Below are 6,851 nucleotides of genomic sequence, written 5' to 3'. Positions count from 1 at the left end.
GCGCAGGTAGCCGTCGTCGTCGAGCGATTCGATGACCGTGCAGGCGAGCGCATGGTCGCGCTCGTCCAACGGCAGCATGGYGATCTGCGAGCGCAGGTACTGGCGCAGGTCGATGTCGGCGGCCACCAGCTCCATCGCGCTGATGTCGCTGTCGCCCGAGCCGCCGCCGGTGCTGCCCGGCCCGGCCTGCCAGCTGTCGCGCTCGAACGCCATGTCGGTATCGGCCGACGGCGGGGCCTCCATCGCGGTGTCCATCGTCGCGTCATTGGCCGGTGCGAGCGTGTCCGCCTCGGCGATCGGCACGGCCTCGGACAGCGCCGGGTCGAAGGTGGCGGGTGCGACGACGTCGGGGCTGGCCTCCTCGAGTTCGAGGAACGGGTTGGTCACCATGCTGTCGCGGATTTCCTGGACGAAGTCCTGCGACGACAGCTGCAGCAGGCGCACCGCACGCTGCAGGCGCGGCGTCAGTCCCTGGACTTGCCGCGCCTCGGTTCGAAGGGTCGGTGCATTCATTCCGCGGTCTCCTTGAGATTGGTTTTCATGATCCCTGGTGATCCCTGGCGGAAGCTCGTCGTAGGACGATGCCTCGCAGGGAAAACATCTCAGTCATCGCTCTGCAACACATGTGCCACCGAGGGCCGCGGGCACGCCAAGTGCCGGAGGAGGGTACGGGCCTCACGGCCTCCAACTGAAAGGAATTGACCATGAGCCACGATGACATCGTCGACACCCTGAACGACCTGATCGAGACCTCGAAGGACGGCGAATTCGGCTTCCTCGCCTGCGCGAAGCACGTGCAGTCGGAAGAGCTGCGCACGCTGTTCACGCAACGCGCCAACGAATGCCGCCGCGCCGCCGAGGAGCTGGCGCCGCTGGTCGCGCAGTACGGGGGCGAACCGGAAGACGACGGCACGACCGCCGGTTCGCTGCACCGCGGCTGGGTCGCGGTGCGCGGCTCGCTGGTGGGCTACACCGACCAGGCGATGCTCGACGAGTGCGAGCGCGGCGAGGACGCGGCGCTGGCCCGCTACCGCGCGGCGCTGCGCGACGACGACCTGCCGGAGCCGGTGAAGTCGGTGGTGGCGCGCATGCAGCTCGGTGTGCAGCGAAACCACGACCAGATCAAGATGCTGCGCGATCGCGAACGCGCGAAGAGCGGAACGTAAATCCTGCCGATGTTCTTACCGGCGTCAGAAAACTTCACCCGGTCGAATTTGCAGAGGGACTGTGCCCGCCAGCCAGCGCCTCCAGTACGTCAGTGATGCGGTGCCCGGCATCCGCCGGGCGCGCCGCGGCACCGGCTTCAGTTACATCGGCCCGGACGGGCGGCCGTTGCGCGAGCGCAGCGAACTGGAGCGGATCCGGCGGCTGGCGATCCCGCCCGCGTACACGCAGGTGTGGATCTGCCCGTCGCCGCTCGGCCATGTGCAGGCCACCGGGCGCGATGCGCGCGGCCGCAAGCAGTACCGCTACCACGCCGAGTGGCGGCGGGTGCGCGACGAGGACAAGTTCGACCGCATGCTGGAGTTCGGCGAGGCGCTGCCGCGCATCCGGGCGCGGGTGCAGCGCGACCTGAAGGATGGCGGCGCGCGGCCGGGCCGCGAGACCGTGCTCGCCACCGTCGTGCGCCTGCTCGACACGACGCTCGTGCGCATCGGCAACGACGAGTACGCCCGCAGCAACGGCTCGTTCGGCCTGACGACGCTGCGCAACCGGCATGCGCGCGTGAACGGGCGCGAGATCACGCTGCAGTTCCGTGGCAAGAGCGGCGTGCAGCACCGCGTGGCGCTCGAAGACCCGCGGGTCGCGCGCGTGGTGCGGCGCTGCCAGGCGATGCCGGGACAGGCCTTGTTCCAGTACGAGGGCGACGATGGCGAGTTGCACGGCATCGGCAGCGACGACGTCAACGACTACCTGCGCGAGGCGAGCGGGGCCGAATTCACCGCGAAGAACTTCCGCACCTGGCATGCGAGCGTGCATGCGCTGGCGCTGCTGGGCGAACTGCCCGGCGAGCGGACCGAAGAGAAGAGAGAGGACGAAGGCTTCACGCGCCGCGAGCTGAACGACGTGCTGGCCGACGTGGCGCAGCGGCTGGGCAACACGGTGGCGGTATGCCGCAAGTCGTACGTGCACCCGCGGGTGCTCGAGGCGACGCCGGCGCGGCTGCGCAGCGCGGCCGAGCGGCTCGCCGCCTTGCGCCGGCGCCGCGGCTGGTCGGTGGCCGAGCGGCAGCTGGTCGCCTACCTCACCGGCGCCTGATCCCCTGCAACCCCCCGAAAGGGCGTCCGGGCGCGCCCGGGGCGCTCGTCATAATCGCCGCCACAAGGACAGCGGTGGAGGGCCGATGAACTTCGTCTATGCGGTACTGGGCGGCCTGGTGGGCCTGGCGCTCGGCGGGCCGGCCGGTGGGCTGGTGATGCTGATCGTGACGCCGCTCGTGGTGTGGCAGATCCGCAAGTCGAAGCAGGCCGAGGCGGCAGCGCCGGCCGAGGAGGCCTGGCCCGGGATGCCGGACGAGGCGGCGACGCCGCAGGGCGCAGCGCCGATGGTCGCCCCAGCAGCGCCGGATCTCGCGCAACGCGTCGCGGCGCTGGAGCACGAGGTGAGCGCACTGCGGCTGCAGGTGCAGCGGCTGTCGGCCGGCACGGTGCCCGCCAGCGTGGAACCTGTCCCGGCGGCGGTGCCGGACACCGTCCTCGAACTCGATCTCGAACCGGTCCTCGAACCCCGGCCCGTGCCGAGTGCGGCCGCATCGATCGAACCCGCGGTCGCGTCGATCGCGGTGCCGGTCCCCGAACCCGTCCCCGCGCCGGTCTTCGAGCCTGCGGTGGCGACAGCCGCCGAGGAGCCCGCGGCACCCGCCCCGTGGACCGAGCCATCGCGCACGACCCCGCCGCCGCCGCCCATCGAACCCACGCTGCCGCTGCGCGACCGCCTGCCGCCGTTCCTCGCGCGCTGGATCTTCGGCGGCAACACCATCGTCAAGGTGGGCGTGCTGATCCTGTTCCTGGGCCTCGCGTTCCTGCTGCGCTATGTGGCCGAGCGCGCGACCCTGCCGGTCGAGTTCCGCTACGCCGGCGTCGCGCTGGTCGGGGTCGTGATGCTGGTGCTCGGCTGGCGCCTGCGTGACCGGCGCGATGCCGCCGGCGGCCAGGGCTACGGGCTGATCCTGCAGGGCGCCGGCATCGGCGTGTTCTACCTGACGGCGCTGGCGGCCTTGCGCCTGAACGGCTTGCTGCCGCCGGGCGCTGCCTTCGCGGTGATGGCGGTCGTCGCGGTGCTGGGTGCGGCGCTCGCGGTGCTGCAGAACGCGCCGTGGCTCGCCTACGTCTCGGTGGCCGAGGGCTTCCTCGCGCCGGTGCTGGTCTCGACCGGCGGCGGCAACCACATCGCGCTGTTCAGCTACCTCGCGGTGCTCGACGTCGGCATCTTCCTGATGGCCTGGCACAAGGCCTGGCGACCGCTGAACCTGATCGGCGCGGTCGGCACCTTCACGCTGGCCGGCGCCTGGGCGCAGGCGCACTACACCGACGCGCTGTACGCGTCGACGCAGGCCTTCTTGCTGCTGTTCTTCGTGCTGTTCACCGCGATCGGCGTGCTGTTCGCGCGGCGCGCGCTGGCGCTGGGCGACGACCCTGCCGTGACCGATCCGCTGGCGCAGCGCGCGCGGCAGGCGCTGCAGCAGGTCGGGCGCGTCGACAGCGCRCTGGTGTTCGGCGTGCCGCTGGCGGCCTTCGGCCTGCAGTACCTGATGGTGAAGGACACCGAATGGGGCGCGGCCTGGTCGGCACTCGGCTTTGCGTTCTTCTACCTCGTGATCGGCGGCGCGTTGCTGCGCAGTGCGCGCATCCGCTATGCGCTGCTCGGCGAGGCGCATGTGATCGTCGGCGTGATCTTCGCCACGCTCGCGATCCCGCTAGCCCTGGAGGGCGCGTGGACCGGTGCCACCTGGGCCGTGGAGGCCGCCGGCATGTTCTGGCTCGGCGTGCGCCAGCATCGGCTCTACACCCGGGCGTTCGCGCTCGCGGTGCTGGCCGGCGCGGTGGTGCGGCTGGTGAGTGCGTTGTCGCTCGATCTCACGCCAGGCACGCCGCTGATCGACGGCTCGCTGATCGGCGTGCTGCTGATGCTGGCCAGCGTGCTGGCGATGTGGCGCGTGCATCACCGTCACCCGGTGGCGCAGCGCGCCGGGTGGGAGCAGGGCAACGACATCGCGCTGCCGTGGCTCGCGGCCGGTACGACGGCGCTGCTCGGATGGATGGTGCTGGTGCCGCTGTGGGCCTCGGTCGCGACCGCCTTGCTCGCGCTGGTGCTGGCGACCCTCGGCCACCGCTTTGCGCTGCGCGTGCTGATGGCCGGCGCGGGGGCCTTGCACCTGGTCGCGTTGGCGGGGCTGGCGGCTTCGCTGCACCTCGATCCGCAGGACGCGCCGCGCGACGGGTGGCCAGGGTTGGTCGCGGCCTTGCTGGTCGGTGGCAGCCTGCTCGCGACCGCGTGGCTGGAGCTGCGTGCTCAATTGCGGGCCATGGACGAGCGTGACGCGCTGCCGCAATGGTCGCTGGCGAGCGGCGCCGCGTTGCTCGCCGGGCTGGCGGTGGTCGCGCTGGGGCTGCTGTGCGTGCTGCCGGCAGAACGCGCGGCGCTGGTGTGGCCGTGGCTGGGTGTCGGTGCGCTGTGGCTCGGCCTGCGCATCGCGCACCCGGCGCTGGCGTTCGGCTGGCTGCTGCTGGAGGTGGCTGCTGCCGTGGCGACGCTGGCCTTCGGGCCGGACCTGCTGGCGCATGCGCCGTTCGGCGGTTTGCGCCTGGGGCTGCCGTTGGGCCTTGCGCTGACCGGGCTGCTGGCCGGCGATGCGTTGCAGCGCGCGGCGCGGCCGGAATCGAACGCGGCCCTCGCGTGGACGCGGCAGGCGGTCGTGCAATGGGGCATCGTCGGCTGGTCGCTGCTGTGGTGGGGGCTGATGCTGGTGCCGCAGGTGCTGCACCTGCTGCGCGAGGCCGATGCGCGGGACGGCTGGCCGGCGGCGCTGGTCGGCTGCGTGGTCGCGAGCTCGGTGCTGGCGACGATGCTCGCGGCGTGGCGCCAGTGGCGCGTGCTCGGGCAGGCCACCGCGCTGACGCTGCCGTCGCTGGTGGTGATCGCGCTCGGCATGGCGGCGTTCGACATCACGCCGTCGGCCCACCTGGGCTGGCTGGCGTGGCCGGTGGCGTTGTTGTGGCATGTGCTGCTGCTGCGCCGGCAGGCGGCGTGGCTCGGCGGCTGGCCGCTGCAGGCGGTGCACGTGCTCGGGCTGTGGCTGTTCGTCGGTGTCGCGGCGGGCGAGCTGGCGGTGCATCTGTTCGACGCGGGGGAACCCGGTTCGGCCTGGCGCGTGCTCGGCTGGGTGCCGGTGATCGCCGCCGCGGTGTTCGCGTTGACGCGGCCGGCGGTGCTGCGCCGCTGGCCGGTGGCGGATTTCCGCGAGGCCTACCTGGTGGTCGGTGCGGCGCCGCTCGCGCTCGGCCTGCTGCTGTGGGTGTGGGGCGCGAACGCGCACGACGGCACGGCCGCGCCGCTGCCGTACCTGCCGCTGCTGAACCCGCTGGAGATCGGGCAGTGCCTGGCGCTGCTGGTGCTGGCGCTGTGGCTGCGCGCGCTGCCGCAGCCGGTGCGCGAGCGCGTGCCGCCGGCGGCTGTGCTGGGCGTGCTCGGCCTGAGCGCCTTCGCGGTCTACACCGGGCTGGTGCTGCGCCTGGCGCACCACGCGGCCGATGTGCCGTGGGACGAGGCTTCGCTGTTCGCGTCGACGCTGACGCAGGCGATGCTGTCGGTGGCCTGGTCGCTGGTCGGCGTCGGGCTGATGCTGCTGGGCCACCGGCGCGTGCTGCGCACGGTGTGGATCGTCGGCGCGGCGCTGCTGGGCATCGTCGTGCTGAAGCTGTTCTTCGTCGAGCTGGCCGACCAGGGCGGGCTGTACCGCATCGTGTCCTTCATCGTGGTCGGCGTGCTGCTGCTGGTGGTGGGGTACTTCGCGCCGGTGCCGCCACGGCGCGCGGCGGCGGTCGACGCCGAGGTGGCGGCATGAACGCGCGTTGGATCGGGGCGGCGATGCTGGCCGTGTGGACGATGGCGGCGATGGCGGTGCCGCCTGCGGCGGGGCTCAAGCTGGAAGGCGCCGGGCCGTACTACACGCTCGAACTGCCGCTCGCGTGGCAGCTGCAGGCCGGCACCGCCGACCTGCGCGGGCTGCAGCTGCGCAATGCGCTCGGCGAGCCGCTGCCCCATGCCTGGGCCGATGCAGCGCCCCCGGCGCAGCAGAGCCTGGCCACCGGCAGCGTGCCGGTCTTCAAGCTGCCCGCGGCGAAGCCGGCCAGGAAGGACGCCAAGGACGCGCCGGACGACACGCCGCGCGGCTGGGTGCTGGACCTGCGCGGCGTGAAGGGCTCGGTGATGGAGGTCGCGCTCGCCTTCCCCGAGCGCGCGAACGGTGCCTGGCCGGTCGCGGTGGAGGCGAGCGATGACCTGACGCAGTGGCGCATGGTGCGCGCCGAGGTGCAGCTGGTGTCGCTGCAGCACCAGGGGCAGCGGCTCGACAGCAGCGTGATCGAGCTCGGCGGGGTGCGGGCGGCCTACCTGCGGCTGCGCAGCCTCGGCAGCGGGCCGGTGCCGGAACTCACGGGGGCCGAGGCGACGAGCGCGACGCTGCAATGGCCGCAACCTGCGTTGCAATGGAGCGAGCCGATCGCGCCGGCGAGCTGCGATGCGCAGCATTGCGACTACACGCTGCCGGCGGTGGCCGTGGAGGCGCTGGAACTGCTGCCGCACGATGCGAACACGGTGGCGCGCGTCGGCTGGCTGGTGCGGGGCGAGAC

At 72.5% G+C, this 6,851-nt stretch carries 5 protein-coding genes; 4 read left to right on the top strand and 1 reads right to left on the bottom strand.

The features are described from left to right. The coding region (locus AC1D12_RS20210; protein ID WP_477842480.1) for an RNA polymerase factor sigma-54 at nt 1-513 on the bottom strand (513 nt) is incomplete at its 3' end. Between the two features lie 191 nt (nt 514-704). Between AC1D12_RS20210 and AC1D12_RS20205 the strand changes: the two genes are divergently transcribed. The 4 genes from AC1D12_RS20205 to AC1D12_RS20190 form a co-directional block, all read left to right on the top strand. Next, complete coding sequence (locus AC1D12_RS20205; protein WP_465112998.1) at nt 705-1,166, top strand: PA2169 family four-helix-bundle protein; 462 nt, start codon at nt 705-707, stop codon at nt 1,164-1,166. A 61-nt stretch (nt 1,167-1,227) separates the two neighbouring features. Further along, nucleotides 1,228-2,259 (top strand): DNA topoisomerase IB, encoded by a 1,032-nt coding sequence (locus AC1D12_RS20200; protein ID WP_465112999.1) that lies wholly within the window; start codon nt 1,228-1,230, stop codon nt 2,257-2,259. A gap of 85 nt (nt 2,260-2,344) precedes the next feature. Then, nucleotides 2,345-6,064 carry a DUF2339 domain-containing protein gene (locus AC1D12_RS20195; RefSeq protein WP_477842477.1) on the top strand — a complete coding sequence of 1,240 codons (3,720 nt, stop codon included), beginning with the start codon at nt 2,345-2,347 and terminating at the stop codon, nt 6,062-6,064. Then, nucleotides 6,061-6,851 (top strand): DUF3999 family protein (locus AC1D12_RS20190; protein ID WP_477842475.1); only part of this gene is annotated, 791 nt, incomplete at its 3' end. The genes AC1D12_RS20195 and AC1D12_RS20190, both read left to right, overlap by 4 nt.

The organism is Rhizobacter sp. P1_G5 (assembly GCF_056405435.1).
This window is presented reverse-complemented; position numbering and strand designations above follow the sequence as displayed.